The organism is Haloparvum alkalitolerans, assembly GCF_050122995.1.
In the GTDB taxonomy this organism is placed as follows: Archaea; Halobacteriota; Halobacteria; order Halobacteriales; family Haloferacaceae; genus Haloparvum; species Haloparvum alkalitolerans.
This window is the reverse complement of sequence record NZ_JBNLIA010000015.1, coordinates 1-12779: the sequence shown is the minus strand read 5'-3', so window position 1 is coordinate 12779 and position 12779 is coordinate 1. Positions and strand designations below refer to the sequence as shown.

General features: G+C 70.9%; 14 protein-coding genes. 6 read left to right on the top strand and 8 right to left on the bottom strand.

Annotated elements, in window-relative coordinates; translation table 11 throughout:
* Positions 1 to 3: 3 nt before the first annotated feature.
* From ACQE3L_RS13670 to ACQE3L_RS13655, 4 genes are all read right to left on the bottom strand, one after another.
* On the bottom strand, positions 4 to 522 hold the full coding sequence (locus ACQE3L_RS13670) for a hypothetical protein (RefSeq protein ID WP_426964426.1): 519 nt from the start codon (positions 520 to 522) through the stop codon (positions 4 to 6).
* The gene (locus ACQE3L_RS13665) at positions 519 to 1496 is read right to left on the bottom strand and encodes a signal peptidase I (RefSeq protein ID WP_426964425.1); all 978 of its coding nucleotides are present in this window, start codon (positions 1494 to 1496) and stop codon (positions 519 to 521) included. Before ACQE3L_RS13665 ends, ACQE3L_RS13670 begins: the two co-directional genes overlap by 4 nt.
* A gap of 24 nt (positions 1497 to 1520) precedes the next feature.
* The gene (locus tag ACQE3L_RS13660) at positions 1521 to 2048 is read right to left on the bottom strand and encodes a hypothetical protein (protein ID WP_426964424.1); all 528 of its coding nucleotides are present in this window, start codon (positions 2046 to 2048) and stop codon (positions 1521 to 1523) included.
* A gap of 424 nt (positions 2049 to 2472) precedes the next feature.
* Positions 2473 to 3456 (bottom strand): transcription initiation factor IIB, encoded by a 984-nt coding sequence (locus tag ACQE3L_RS13655; RefSeq protein WP_058365617.1) that lies wholly within the window; start codon positions 3454 to 3456, stop codon positions 2473 to 2475.
* 224 nt (positions 3457 to 3680) lie between these two features.
* Here ACQE3L_RS13655 and ACQE3L_RS13650 point away from each other — a divergent pair, with 224 nt between their 5' ends.
* The gene (locus ACQE3L_RS13650) at positions 3681 to 4475 is read left to right on the top strand and encodes a helical backbone metal receptor (RefSeq protein ID WP_426964423.1); all 795 of its coding nucleotides are present in this window, start codon (positions 3681 to 3683) and stop codon (positions 4473 to 4475) included.
* Between the two features lie 75 nt (positions 4476 to 4550).
* Positions 4551 to 5081 carry a DUF84 family protein gene (locus ACQE3L_RS13645; protein ID WP_426964422.1) on the top strand — a complete coding sequence of 177 codons (531 nt, stop codon included), beginning with the start codon at positions 4551 to 4553 and terminating at the stop codon, positions 5079 to 5081.
* Between the two features lie 124 nt (positions 5082 to 5205).
* On the opposite strand, the gene ACQE3L_RS13640 is transcribed toward ACQE3L_RS13645, so the two are convergent.
* A complete protein-coding gene (locus ACQE3L_RS13640; RefSeq protein WP_426964421.1) occupies positions 5206 to 7017 on the bottom strand; it encodes a flippase-like domain-containing protein in 1812 nt (603 codons plus the stop codon).
* A gap of 180 nt (positions 7018 to 7197) precedes the next feature.
* On the opposite strand from ACQE3L_RS13640, the gene ACQE3L_RS13635 reads away from it, so the two are divergent.
* Together ACQE3L_RS13635 and ACQE3L_RS13630 are read left to right on the top strand one after the other, a co-directional pair.
* Positions 7198 to 7446: a DUF7123 family protein gene (locus ACQE3L_RS13635; RefSeq protein WP_426964420.1), complete on the top strand. Its 249-nt coding sequence runs from the start codon at positions 7198 to 7200 to the stop codon at positions 7444 to 7446.
* A 55-nt stretch (positions 7447 to 7501) separates the two neighbouring features.
* Positions 7502 to 8173, top strand: coding sequence for an HAD family hydrolase (locus tag ACQE3L_RS13630; RefSeq protein WP_426964419.1), 672 nt, complete (start codon positions 7502 to 7504; stop codon positions 8171 to 8173).
* A 50-nt stretch (positions 8174 to 8223) separates the two neighbouring features.
* On the opposite strand, the gene ACQE3L_RS13625 is transcribed toward ACQE3L_RS13630, so the two are convergent.
* The gene (locus ACQE3L_RS13625; protein ID WP_426964418.1) at positions 8224 to 8835 is read right to left on the bottom strand and encodes a winged helix-turn-helix transcriptional regulator; all 612 of its coding nucleotides are present in this window, start codon (positions 8833 to 8835) and stop codon (positions 8224 to 8226) included.
* 117 nt (positions 8836 to 8952) lie between these two features.
* Entirely contained in the window at positions 8953 to 10092 is a 1140-nt protein-coding gene (locus ACQE3L_RS13620; protein ID WP_426964417.1) for an SPFH domain-containing protein, read from the bottom strand.
* Between the two features lie 122 nt (positions 10093 to 10214).
* On the opposite strand from ACQE3L_RS13620, the gene ACQE3L_RS13615 reads away from it, so the two are divergent.
* Entirely contained in the window at positions 10215 to 10646 is a 432-nt protein-coding gene (locus ACQE3L_RS13615) for a hypothetical protein (RefSeq protein ID WP_426964416.1), read from the top strand.
* Positions 10647 to 10670: 24 nt separating this feature from the next.
* Here ACQE3L_RS13615 and ACQE3L_RS13610 read toward each other — a convergent pair whose 3' ends face one another.
* Positions 10671 to 11297: an NfeD family protein gene (locus tag ACQE3L_RS13610; RefSeq protein WP_426964415.1), complete on the bottom strand. Its 627-nt coding sequence runs from the start codon at positions 11295 to 11297 to the stop codon at positions 10671 to 10673.
* A gap of 198 nt (positions 11298 to 11495) precedes the next feature.
* Here ACQE3L_RS13610 and ACQE3L_RS13605 point away from each other — a divergent pair, with 198 nt between their 5' ends.
* Entirely contained in the window at positions 11496 to 12542 is a 1047-nt protein-coding gene (locus ACQE3L_RS13605) for an NAD(P)-dependent glycerol-1-phosphate dehydrogenase (RefSeq protein ID WP_426964414.1), read from the top strand.
* Positions 12543 to 12779: the final 237 nt, after the last annotated feature.

Below are 12779 nucleotides of genomic sequence, written 5' to 3'. Positions count from 1 at the left end.
CGGTCACGTCGACGAACACTCCGTTCCCGTGCGGCTCTCGTTGACCGTCGCGCTCCGGTCCGCTGCGGAAACCGCGACCGACTCGTCGCTCGCGTTCACGTCGAAGCCGACGGCGGTCCCGTCGGAAACGTCGCTCGCGAGGTCTATCTCGACGCGCTCGGTCGCACCGACCGCCAGCGAGAACGTGACCTCGTTGCCTTCGTTCCCGCTGCCGAGCGTCAGGTTGCCGTACTGCGTCGCGTCGTCGCGGAGCGCCACCGTCACGGAGAGCGTCGACCCGAGCCCGTTGGACAGGTCCGCGAGCATGCAGGTCTCGCCGCTCTGCATCCCGTGATAGGGCTCGATCGTGACCCCGCCGCTTCCGTCGTCGACGGTCTCCAACGACGACGCCCGATCGAGGGCCCCGGTCTGAAACGCCTGCAGCCCGACCGGTCCCGGCCCGATGAGCAGACAGACGAGCAGCACCGCCGCGACGGTGGCGGTCCGGCCGGATCCGCCACGACCGCGTCGACCGCGGTTCACGTGTTTCGGCCCCCCTTCCCCGTCCGCCGCGATCGGCTCCGGAGGGGCGCCCCGGGGAGCGACGAGAGCCGGTACAGCGCAACGACCGGCGTGTACATCACGGCGGTCGTCGCCAGCCCGGCCACCGCGGGGTGGACCGACTGCAGCGCGGCCAGCACCGACGGAGGGAGCATCGGTGGGTACTGATAGACGTGCAGCGTCGCGGCCGTCGTCCCCGACAGGCCGGAGGGCCTCTCGAGTGTGATCTCGTGGCTGCCGTCCGTCCACGCGCTGTCGCGGACGGTCGCGCCGCGCGCGGTGACGGTGGAGACGAGCCAGGGGTGCGAGGTCGTCTCCAGTTCCACCGTCGCGCGGCCGTCCTCCAACAGCACCCCGTCCTCGCCAGGTGCGTCGGTGAGCGTGACGCCGACGGCGCTGCCCCCGACGAGCATCGGCACGACGGCGGCGACGGCGCCGACCGCGAGGGCGAGACGCACGAGGCTGCCCTCCGAGATCGGCGTCCGTCGCGGACGCGTGCGACCGTATCCCGTCACGAACAGGGCGATCGCGGTCGCGGCGACCAGGCCGCGCTTGTGTCGCTCGATCCCCGTCGCGGCCGTTCCGATCCCCGGGATCGTCACCGGCGAACCGCCGAGCGTCAGCACGCTGGCGACGATCGCGTCCCGCGATACCGGCGGGTGTCCCGCCTGCTGGTCGGTCACGTCGTTGTTGTCTCCCTGCGTCACGTAGCCCGCCTCCGTTTCTCCGACCACGCGATGCGTGACGTACTCGTCACGGTGGTCGGAGCGGAACGTCACCACGTCGCCGGGAGCAACGTCGCCACTGGGAAGCAGCACGATCCCGTCGCCGACGTTCATCTCCGGTTCCATGCTGTCCGATTCGACGAAGCTCACTCCGACCGGTGCGCCCGGCGGAGCGAGCAGGAGCCCCACGAGCGCGGCGAGCAGCAGTATCCCGACGGTTCGTGGGGTCATTGGTTCGCTATTCCTCCGTGCGGATTAGCTGATCGAGACCGACAGCGTGCCGGAGAGATCCGTGCTCGCGGCGTCGAGTTCGATCACGACGTAGCCGACCTCGCCGGCGGCCAGGCTGATCGAGCCGGTGGAGCCGGGCGAGGCGGTGTCGACCTGCGTCCCCGTGTTGTCGTAGAGCAGGAAGGAGACGTTGCCCGCGTTATTCGTATTGTCGAACACGTAGTCGAACGTGTACTGGTACTGCGTGTTGTGGTTGTTCGTGACGTTGAACGCGTACGTCTCGTTGGCCGCGCCCGTGTCGCCGACCGTGTACGTCGAGTTCGCGTTGACGCCGTCGGCAGTCACCTGACTGAAGTCGATCTGGAGCTCGTTGTTGCCGTCGTAGTAGACGAGGTCTGACGCTCCGGGCGCCAGCCCGGTGAGGGCGGCGTCGTCGCCGGCCACCTGCACGGTGGCCGTCCTGTCGACCTGCCCCGTCGTGAACGCTGCCGTGCCCGCGACGCTCGATACACCGATGACCGCGATCAGTAGGACCGCAATTTTCGTGTTCATGAGTTGGTCGAGCCGCGTCGATCCGCGCCTGGAGACCGCCGTCCGCGATCGCAGCGACATGCCGCCGTCCCGTTCCGAACGGGAGCGGCGATCCCGACGGACGCCCGCCCGAATCACTGGCTCTAGCGAAGCCAGACGAACACCGTGTAAAAGCCTTGGCAGCTAAAAATCAATATTGATAACGAAATCCGAGAAAACGGCACAGAAGTTTCTAGATACAGAAATTAACGGGATGCAAGATTATCATAAATGGATCTAGAGATCGAAAATGGTCTCAACGGTCACGATCTGGTAGTCGAGAGCCGGGACCGTCGAGCGGTCGGAAGAGGCGGCCGGTACCGTGGCAGTGCGGTCGACCGGCGGCGGTGTCAGAACGAAGTCCGCGAGAACGAGCGGGTGCCGGTCGAGTCCGGTCGGTCGCGGATCAGGCGACGAGGCCGTCCTCGGCCTCGAGGAGTTCGTGGTAGCGGTTGCGGATGGTGACTTCGGAGATGTCGGCGACCTCCGAGACCGCCGCCTGCGTCGTCTTCTCGTTGGTCAGCAGGGCGGCGGCGTAGACGGCGGCCGCGGCGAGACCGACCGGCGACTTGCCGGAGTGGACGCCCTTGTCCTTCGCGTTGCGGAGGAGCTGTTTGGCGCGCATCTCGGACTCGTCGGAGAGTTCGAGGTCGGAGGCGAAGCGCGGGACGTACTGCTCGGGGTCGGCGGGTTTGACCTCCAGCTTGAGTTCGCGGACCACGTAGCGGTAGGTGCGGGCGATCTCCGACTTCTCGACCCGGGAGACGTCCGCGATCTCGTCGAGGCTTCGCGGGACGCCGGCCATGCGGGCGGCCGCGTAGACGCAGGCGGTCGAGACCCCCTCGATGGAGCGGCCGGGGAGGAGGTCCTCCTCCAGCGCGCGGCGGTAGATGACGGAGGCGGTCTCGCGGACGTTGTCCGGCAGCCCCTGCGCGGAGGCCATGCGGTCGATCTCGCCGAGCGCCTGCTTGAGGTTGCGCTCCTTCGAGTCGCGGGTGCGGAACCGCTCGTTCCACTTGCGGAGCCGCTGCATCTTCTGGCGCTGGCGGGCGCCGAGCGAGCGGCCGTAGGCGTCCTGGTCGCGCCAGTCGATGTTCGTCGAGAGCCCCTTGTCGTGCATCGTGTTGGTGGTCGGGGCGCCGACGCGCGACTTCTCGTCCTTCTCGCGGGAGTCGAACGCGCGCCACTCCGGCCCGCGGTCGACCGAGTCCGCCTCGACGACGAGCCCGCAGTCGGCACACACCGTCTCGCCGTGCTCCTCGTCGGTGATGACGTTGCCGTCGCATTCGGGGCAGGTGAGGCTCTCGGCCTCGCTCTCGCTTTCGGTCTCGTCTTCCGTCTCCGTTTCGTGGCGGGCGGATCGGCCCCGCACGTGTGATCGTTCGCTCATGGGTGTATGGGTCCCCCGGACGAACCGATAGAAGCCGAGGAAGGTCTTACGGAGTGGATGCGAGGACGACGCATAAAGGGACCGGAATCGGTCCGGTCCGCGTCCCGCGGTCTCGGCCGCTCTCCGCGCCGGCGCCGCCCCTGCGCGCGGCCCCGACCTGCCGCCCCGGACGCGACCCCGCGCCGACCGAAGCGCCCATGTCGCCGGCCGCCCTCGCCCCGCCAATGACGGACCCACGCGTCGTCTCGCTGGCGCCGAGCGCGACCGCGACGCTCGCGGCGATGGACGCCGCGGACCTGCTCGTCGGCGTCACGACGCACTGCGAGGTCCCGCCGGCTCCGGAGCGCCGCGGAACCGGCGACGCCTCGCCGACCCGGATCGGCGGGTGGCTGAACCCGGACCCCGAGCGCGTGGCCGCGCTCGACCCGGACCTGATCCTGACCAGCGACCCCCTGCAGGCCGACCTCGCCGAGGAGTTCCGCGACCGCGGCCACGCCGTCCACCACGCCGAGCCGGCGACGCTGGACGTGGTTCTCGACTCCTTCGCCGATCTGGGTGTCGCCGTCGACAGGCCGGGAGCCGGCCGCGACCTCCGTGCGGACGCCGCCGACCGCCTCGACCGCGTCGCGGACGCCGTCGCGCCGGCGGTGGCCGAGCGCGGTCGGCCGGTCGTCTACTGCGAGGAGTGGTCGGACCCGCCGATGGCCGCCGGCAACTGGGTCCCGGACGCCGTCCGCGCCGCCGGCGGGCGCTACCCCTTCGTCGACGCGGGCGAGCGCTCCCGGGAGGTCGCCGGCGACGCCGTCGAGGCGGCCGACCCCGACCACGTCGTCCTCCACGTCTGCGGCCGCGGGGAGCGCTCCGATCCCGAGGCCGTCCGGAACCGGGAGTGGGCGATCGACGCGCCGGTCCACGTCGTCGACGACGACCTCCTCAATCAGCCGAGTCCGGCGCTGATCGACGGCGTGGAGCGGCTGGCCGAACTCCTCCATTCGGCGACGGTCGACGCCGGCGTGTGAACGTCGAGCGGACGCCGAGTCGTGAGCCTCACCGGAGCCGACACCGACTTGTGAGCCCCGCTCGGAGCCGCCCCCATGCACGTCGGCGTCGGCAGCGGCAACCCGGTGAAACGCGACGCGGTCGAGCGCGCCCTCGCGGCGGGCGAGGCCGCCGTCCCGAGCGACGCGACGGTCGAGGCCCGTCCCGTCTCCTCGGGCGTGAGCGAACAGCCCCGCGGCCACGCGGAGACGATCCGCGGCGCCGAGACCCGGGCGCGGAACGTGCTCGCCCAGGGCGACTACGACCTCGGGGTCGGGTTGGAGGGCGGCGTCGCCGCGTTCGACGGCGCCGACGGCCTGTTCCTGATCATGTGGGCCGCGGTCGACGACGGCGAGACGGTCGGCCGCGGCGCCGGGCCGAGCATGCGGCTCCCGGCCGAAATCGAGCGACGAGTCGCCGACGGCGCCGAACTCGGGCCGGTGATGGACGACGTGCTCGACGCCGAGGGCGTCGCCAGAAAGGGCGGCGCGGCGGGCGCGTTCACCGGCGACCGCGTCGACAGAACCACCGCGCTGGAGACCGCGGTCGCGGGCGCGCTCGGGCCGTTCGTCACGGACCTCTACTGATCCCCACGCCCTTTTGACCGATGCCGCGCCAGACGCCCCGTGCCCGACGGCGGGCGCCGGGACGGAACGCGGGTGCGCGGCACGGACGTTCCGGCGAGCGGCGAGTCCGTGCCGCCTGTCCGCCCTACTCGTGGAGCGGCTCCGCCTCGCTCGCGTCCGAGCTCTCCTCGACTGCCGTCGTCAGCGAGACGTTGAGCACCAGCATCGACGCGACGCCGCCGACCACCGTGACGACGTTCTTGAGCGCGTGGTCCAGCACCGCCGCGCCGAACGCGACCGGGAACGTGATCGGCGTCAGCCCGATCACCAGCACCGTGAACGCCCCCTCGTAGAGGCCGATCCCGCCCGGGGACAGCGGGAGCACCTTCGCGAGGTTCCCGACGCTCACTGCGAAGAAACAGACCGCGAGCAGCGTGACCGGCGCCAGCCCGACGCCGAACGCCGCCAGCACCAGCGCCGCCACGAGCACGTCGATCACCCAGATGACCACGCTCGAGGCGCCGACGCGGGCGAACGCCGCCGGGTCGCCGCCGACCCGCTGGACGTCGCCCACGAACCGCTCCAGCACCGCCGCCACGTATTCGCCGTAGGAATCGTCGCTGACCGCCTCGACGAGCGCACGCACGCGGTTCGCGTCCGACCGCGCGGACAGCACGATCCCGACGACCGCGCCGACCGCGGCGAGTCCGACAGCCATGGCGACGTACACCGCGACGCGGCCGGCGTCGTCGCCGCCCGCGATCGCCGCGACTACCTCGGCGAACTGGCCGGACGCGGCGTAGCCGACCAGCACCACGCCCGCCAGCCCCGCGAGCGTTAGCAGGTCGAAGACGCGCTCGGCCGCCAGCGATGCGAATCCGGATGGGTACGGGATCCCGCGGCGCACCTTCACGACGTACGCGCGCACCGCGTCGCCCATCCGCGCCGGGAACACGAGGTTCCCCGTCTGCGAGATGAAGATCGCGCCCGTCAGGAACCCCGTCCGCTCCCGGAAGCCGAGCTCCCGGAGGATGTCCCGGTAGCGGTAGCCACGGAGCGGCCACGACGCCGCGTACAGCACCGTCGCGGCGGCCACTAACCCGGTGTCCGCGCGCCGCATCTCCGCCAGCACGGCACCCAGATCGAGGTACTGGGTCATCAGCGCCGCCGCGGCCAACACCAGCAGGAACCCGGCGGCAGCCGTCTCCCGGCGACCGACCCGGGGCGCCACCGAGAGCTGCCACCAGAGGCGCACGACCTGCGAGCCCATGCCGACCACGTCGCGGACGAGGTCGACCTTCGTGTCGCCCTTCGGCTCCCAGTCGACCGGGAACTCCTTGACCGCGAGCCCCGCCCGCTGGGCGCGCACCAGAAGCTCCGTGTCCCAGAACCAGTGGTCGTCCTCGACGTCGTCGCGGAGTCGCTCGAACGCCTCCCGGGACAGCGCCTTGAAGCCGCACTGGTGGTCGCGGACGTCCGACCGCAGGACGGTCCGAACGAGCAGGTTGAACCCGCGCGAGGGGACCCCGCGCTTCGCCGGTCGCTCGGCCTCGTTTCCGGGCATCCAGCGCGAGCCGGTGGCCACGTCGTACTCCCCCGAGCGCACCGACTCGACGAGCTCCTCGAGGTGGCGCATGTCCGTCGCCATGTCCGTGTCGAAGTAGACGAGCGTCTCGCCGTCGGCGGTCGCAAACGCGCGTTCGAGCGCCCCGCCGCGGCCGAGCCGTTCGTCGCTGTGGTAGTGGTGGACGCGGTCGTCCGCGGCCGCGAGCCGCTTGGCGATCTCGGGCGTCCGGTCGTCACAGCCGTCCTCCGCGACGATCACTTCGAAGGAGCCGGCCGGGAGGAACTCGCCGAGCGTCGTCAGCGCCGTCTCGACGGTCCCCTCGATCGTCGCCTCCTCGTTGTACGCGGGAAGGACGACGCTTACGGTCCGGTCCTCGGACGACCCGGTCATTGGCCAATCCTGGCCGCGGCGGAGATAAGTACCTTCTGAAGCCGCGAGGTTCGGCCGACGTACCGGAACCGGCGCCCTGGCTCCGCGATCCGCACGCCTTCGGCCTCAAAACCGCAAGCGGGGAGCGTGTTAACCACGTCTACCAAACGCCCTTTCCGAGGCGGAGCCGTTCGGGACGGTATGAGCACCACCACCGCGACGGCGACGGCCGGTGCGGCGCTGACCGACAAGCAGGCGCGGATCCTCGCGTATCTCCGGGAGCACGCCAGCGACCGCACCTACTTCAAGTCCCGGCTCATCGCGGACGACCTCGACCTCTCGGCGAAGGAGGTCGGTGCGAACATGAGCGCCGTCCGCGACGCCGTGACGGACCTCACGATCGAGAAGTGGGGGTACTCCTCGGGGACGACCTGGATGGTCTCGGCGTAGGCCGTACCGCCCCACCGACGCGACGCTTTTGTCCCTCCCCCACTTCCCGTGGAGCATGTACGACGCCCTCCTGTTCGACATGGACGGCGTGTTGCTCGTCGGCGCCGGCACGGATCCGGGCGTCTACCGGATGGCGGCCCACGACGCGCTCCGCGAACTCGGCGTCGACCCGCCGAGCGTCCCCGCCGGCGACGCCGACGCCCTCGAGGCCGTCCACTACTCCGACGAGATGGCGACGGCGTGCGACGCGCTCGACGTCGACCGCGACCGGTGGTGGGCGGCCCGCGAACGGCACGCCTCTCGACGGACGAACGCGCGCGTCCGGTCGGGCGCTCGCCGGCGGTACGACGACGTGGCGGCGTTGCCCGACCTCGCCGCGGATCGACGGCTCGGCCTCGTGAGTAACAACCGGCACGCGACGGCCGCCTTCGTCGCCGACTTCTGTTTCCCCGGCGTCTTCGAGGCGGTCGTCGGTCGGGAGCCGACCGTCGCCGACTACCGACGACGGAAGCCGGACCCCGCCCTCGTCGAGCGGGGGCTGACGGCGATGGACGCGACCACGGGGTTGTACGTCGGCGACCGGGAGACCGACGTGGTCGCCGCGGAGCGCGCGGGCCTCGACGCCGCGTTCGTCGAGCGCCCGCACAACGACGCCGCCGACCTCGACGCGGAGCCAACCCACGTCGTGGCGTCGCTGTACGACCTCCGGGACCGGATCGGTGACTGACCGTCCTCGGACGGCAGGCGCCGTGCGCGACCGAGATCGGTCGTCGACGGTCAGGGGTCGTACCGCACGTAGTCGGCGGCAGCGTCGGCGAACGCGACCGCGTCGGGGCCGAACGACTCCGCGTGGCGCACCACGAGCGTGATGAGCCGTTCCGGCTCCCGGAGCGCGTAGCCCCCCTCGCGGGTCAGCAGTCCGGCGTCCGCGAGGTCCGCGGCCGCGGCGCTGATCGTCGGCCGTGAGACGCCGAGTTCGTCGGCGACGGCGGCGCCCGTCGCGTCGGGGTCGCGGAGCAGCGCGAGGACCAGGCCGCGCGGCGTCTCCCGGCGGAGGTATCCGAGCGCGCGCTTGTCGACGGCGTCGAACCGGCCGGCGGGGAAGAACCGCCGGTAGTCGCCGTCCTTCATCGACTCGACCGCCCCCGTCTCCTCGAGCTTACGGAGGTGGTGCTGGGTCTCACCGGTCCCCAGCCGCAGGTCGTCGCGCAGCTTCGAGAAATGCGCGCCGGGCGTGGTCGCGACGTATCCCTGGATGGCCTCCCGCGTTTCGTTGGCGTCCTCGTCGGGGGCCGCTGCCGCGCTCCCGGCGGCGGCGAGCGGCGCGGCTCCGAGCGCGGCGAAGCGCCGCAGTGTGGCCCGCTTCCGCCCGTCGACGCCGTCACTCATCGTCCGAAGGTGGACGAGCGCCGATTAAAAGGGCTTCGTTCGCCGTGTGCGTCTGTCACACGGGACGGCGCCACACCCGGACGGGCCGACGGCCGGCTCGCCGAACGGGATGGGTCGTCACTCCGTCTCGGGTTCCGTTTCCGCGTCCGCTTCGGGAACCTCCTCGTCCATCTCCTGGATGACCTCGTCGGCGGACTTGATGCCCGACTCGCCGCCTGCCTTGACCTTCTCCGCCTCCTGTTCGAGCTCCTCGACGTTCATCTCGGCCGCCTCGTCGATCTGACCGAGGATCTCGTCGATGTCGTCGAGGCCGAGCATCTGGCGGGTCTCCTCGTCGAACTCCAGTCCCTCCAGCCCCTCCGATTCCGTGGCCACGTCGGAGCCGGTGAGGTGCTTCCCGTACCGGCCGACGAGGCTCGTCAGCTCCTGCGGGAGGACGAAGGTGGTGGACTCGCCCTGACCGATGGCTTCGAGCGTCTCCATGCCGCGCTCGATCACCGCGCGCTCGCCCATCGACTCCGCGGACTTCGCCCGCAGGACGGTGGAGATGGCGTCACCCTGCGCCTCGAGGATCTGGCTCTGCTTTTCACCCTGTGCGCGGATGATGTTGGACTGCTTTTCCCCCTCCGCCTGCTCGACCGCGGAGCGGCGTTCTCCCTGCGCTTCGAGGATCATCGCGCGGCGGCGACGCTCCGCGGAGGTCTGCTGCTCCATCGCCTGCTGGACGTCCTTCGAGGGGTTGACCTCGCGGACCTCCACGCTCTCGACGCGGATCCCCCACTCGTCGGTGGGCTCGTCGAGCTCCTTGCGGATCTTCGCGTTGATCTCCTGGCGCTTGTTCAGCGTGTCGTCCAGTTCCATGTCGCCCAGCACGGCACGGAGCGTGGTCTGTGCGAGGTTCGAGACGGCCTTCTTGTAGTCGTCGACCTCGAGGAACGCCTTCTTGGCGTCCATCACCTTGATGTAGACGACCGCGTCGGCGGTCACCGGGGAGTTGTCCCGGGTGATCGCCTCCTGTCGGGGCACGTCCAGCGTCTGCGTCCGCATGTCGAACGGGTAGGTGCGGGAGACGAAGGGCGGAATGACGTTGATCCCCGGCTCCAACAGCTTCCTGTACTCGCCGAACACCGTGAGCGCCTTCTTCTCGTACGCGTCCACGATCTCGACGGACTGCCAGACCGCGACGACGACCAGAAGCAGGAACAGCAGGCCGACGCCTGCCAGTCCCACGTCGAGTTGGAGGGTAAGGAACTCCATGTTCACACGTTAGCACATCCGACCATAAGGGTTGGCCCGACGGGAGTCCGGCCCGGGTCCGGGTCCCCCGACCACCCAACCCTTTTCCCTCGGACGGCGCACAGCCCGACCCGGACCGGTTCATGGCACGCGCCGAGAGCGACGACCCGATCAACCGCGCGCTGTTCGGTCGGAGCGCGGTCCGGGCCAGGCGGGCGATCGCGCTCGCGGGGGCCGCCTTCGTCGCGGCGGCCGCCGGCCTCGCGATCGTCGAGCGGTTCTACGGGATCGACGCGGTCGTTCGCCCGCTCTGGTGGCAGGCGGGGGCGCTCGTCGTCGTCGCGGCGACGGCGGCTCACGCCTACCTGAACGGGGGGCTCCTCGTCTGCTGGCTGCTCGCGTTCGGGCCGCTGTTCGGCGTCTCCGCGGGGCTCGGCGGTGCCGTCTTCGCGGAGGTGCGATCGGGACTGCTGGCCACCGCGGCGGCGTCCGCGGTCGGGGCGGGGGCCGCGGCGGTGCTGCTCGGCGGCGCCGGCTTCCTGATCGGCTACGGGCTCCGATACCTGCTTCGCTAGCCGGGCGGACGCCACCGAGTCCGGTCAGACGCCGCCGGATCCGGTTTCCGTTTCGGTGTCTCGGCCGGTCTCGGTTTCTCGCTCCGCGTCGGCGTTCCGCTCGGTCTCCGCGGCGCGTCTCGTCCGCTCCCGGTCGGCCGCGAGCTCGCGGTCGATGTCGTCCTCGACGACGCCCAGCGACTCCACGGTCACCACGTTTCCGCCGCCGGGGTCGACCACCATCACCTCGGTCCCCTCCTCGATCTCGCCGTCGAACGACCGCGCCGAGTAGTAGGGGTTGAACCCGCCGGCGTCGAGCTTGACCTCGCCGCCGGTAGGCGTGACGCGCTCCGTCACGCGGCCGGTCTCGCCCTTGAGCGTGTCGCTGTCCCGCGTCTGCTGTTGGCCCTTTCCCCCGTAGAGGTCGAGTTCGTGGTAGCCGTAGAAGGCGGCCGCCCCGAAGACCAGTATCAGGAGGCCGAGCAGGAAGGGACTCGCGAGCGGACCGAGCGCGAGCCCGACGAGACCGGCGCCCAACAGGGCGATCCCGACGACGATGAAGTTCGCACCCGGTGCGATCGCCTCCGCCATCGAGAGCAGCAGTCCGGCCGCGAGCAGCAACAGCGGCAGGGTCTCCGGGCCGACCAGGTCCAGCTGGACGAGCAGTTCCATACTCCCGCTTCGGGGGCCATCCGATTAAGTTGTGGCCCACGGGCCGGCTCGCGTTCGGACCACGTCGAGCGGCCGTGGGACCACGTCGAGCGGTCGAGGACGCTCCGCGTTGCCCGACGACGCGGCGAGCCGTCGGCCGCCCGTCGCCGTTCCGGATCAAGAGGAACGCCTTTGAAACTCCCCCGCGTCGGCCCGCGTATGTTCGACAAGTCGACGTGGATCAAGCTCCCGCGGAGCGTCCTGTTGGGCCACGGCGTGCTCGACGACCTCGGGGGCGCCGTCGAGGACCTGTACCTCTCGGGGCGGCCGCTCGTCGTCACCAGCCCGACGCCGAACGAGCTCGCGGGCGACCGCGTCCGGGCGCAGTTCGACGACCCCGCGACCGCGGTCGTCGACGAGGCCTCCTTCGACGCGGTCGAGGAGCTGATCGACACCGCGGAGGCGGTCGACCCCGGCTACCTCGTCGCCCTCGGCGGCGGCAAGCCCATCGACACCGCGAAGATGGCCGCCGACCACCTCGGCGTCGGCTTCGTCTCGGTCCCGACCGCGGCCTCCCACGACGGCATCGTCTCCGGGCGCTCCTCGATCCCGGAGGGCGACACGCGCCACTCGGTCGCCGCGGACCCCCCGCTCGCGGTCGTCGCGGACACCGAACTCCTCGCGGACGCGCCGTGGGAGCTGACGACCGCCGGCTGCGCGGACATCATCTCCAACTACACCGCGGTGAAGGACTGGCGACTCGCCCGCCGGCTGCGCAACGTGGAGTACTCGGAGTACGCGGGCGCGCTCTCGGAGATGACCGCGGAGCTGCTCGTCCAGAACGCGGACTCGATCCGGCCCGGGCTGGAGGAGTCGTCGTGGATCGTCGCGAAGGCGCTCGTCTCCTCCGGCGTCGCGATGTCCATCGCGGGGTCCTCGCGGCCGGCCTCCGGCGCCGAGCACCTGTTCTCGCACCAGCTCGACCGCATCGCGCCGGGGAAGGCGCTCCACGGCCACCAGGTCGGCGTCGGCTCCATCCTCACCGAGTTCCTCCACAGCGGCGAGCAGGGCCAGTGGACCGCCATCCGCGACGCGCTGGCGAGCATCGACGCGCCCACGACCGCGGCCGACCTCGGCGTCAGCGACGACGAGGTGATCGAGGCGCTGACGACCGCCCACGAGATCCGCGACCGCTACACGATCATCTCCGGCGGGATGAGCGAGGCGGCCGCCCGCGAAGTCGCGAGCTATACGGGCGTTATCTGAGGGAGCGTCGCGAACCTGCTGTGAAATTTTCCGCAGGTTCACTGTACGACGGGTTCGATTTTTCTGTTTCTGCTGCAGAGCCTGCTGCTTGGAACAGCAGCGTCCAGAAAGCCCCAGCCGGCTCGACCCGCCGGGTTCCGGCAGACGGTCCGGGCTGCCTGCGGTGGCGGGCTGCCGGGCTGCGACTGCCGTCGTCCCGCTCGTTCCTCGCGGGACCCTCGCTGCGCTCCTCGCTCT